This is a genomic window from Mesorhizobium sanjuanii, assembly GCF_002529485.1.
Lineage (GTDB): Bacteria > Pseudomonadota > Alphaproteobacteria > Rhizobiales > Rhizobiaceae > Mesorhizobium > Mesorhizobium sanjuanii.
Genome location: NZ_NWQG01000335.1, coordinates 1 through 312, shown reverse-complemented (window position 1 = coordinate 312; position 312 = coordinate 1). Strand labels below are relative to the sequence as shown.

General features: G+C 61.5%; 1 protein-coding gene. It reads left to right on the top strand.

All coding sequences use genetic code 11. The features are described 5' to 3' along the window. Positions 1–203: 203 nt before the first annotated feature. A partial coding sequence (locus tag CN311_RS31750; RefSeq protein ID WP_245441007.1) for a DUF2160 family membrane protein occupies positions 204–312 on the top strand: 109 nt, incomplete at its 3' end.

Below are 312 nucleotides of genomic sequence, written 5' to 3'. Positions count from 1 at the left end.
TTCGCCCTGGGGAGGGTATGATGGAGCAGGTCGGCAGAAACCCGCGGACGGCATGGTTGTCGGCGGTGCTGTTTCTCGCTTTGGTTGTCGTGGCCTGGGTGGCACTGCAAATCGATTTCGTGGCAATAACGGTAGGCTTCAGCGATCCGGCCAATATCCGCCTGTGGGGATTTAACCTCTCGTCCAACCTCGATTTTTCGTGGATGGCGTGGACGTGGCCGACGGCGGCGTTCTTCGGAACCATCTTTCTGCTGCTGTGCGGCATGGCGGCGTGGGAATATGCCTCGCCGGGCGGCAATCCGCGCGTCGGCG